This is a genomic window from Staphylococcus simiae (assembly GCF_002902085.1).
GTDB lineage: Bacteria > Bacillota > Bacilli > Staphylococcales > Staphylococcaceae > Staphylococcus > Staphylococcus simiae.
This window is the reverse complement of sequence record NZ_PPQR01000148.1, coordinates 1-201: the sequence shown is the minus strand read 5'-3', so window position 1 is coordinate 201 and position 201 is coordinate 1. Positions and strand designations below refer to the sequence as shown.

Below are 201 nucleotides of genomic sequence, written 5' to 3'. Positions count from 1 at the left end.
ACAGCTACCCAAAGCATATCGTCGTTAGTAACGTCCTTCATCGGCTTCTAGTGCCAAGGCATCCACCGTGCGCCCTTAATAACTTAATCTATGTTTCCGTTAGGAAACGCGTTATTAATCTTGTGAGTGTTCTTTCGAACACTAGCGATTATTTCTTATGAATTCAAGCTTATTTAAAACTCTTTATTCACTCGGTTTTGC

1 rRNA gene is annotated in these 201 nt (G+C 39.8%); it reads right to left on the bottom strand.

The features are described from left to right. Positions 1-89 (bottom strand): 23S ribosomal RNA (locus tag CD113_RS12405); the annotation flags it as partial. Positions 90-201: the final 112 nt, after the last annotated feature.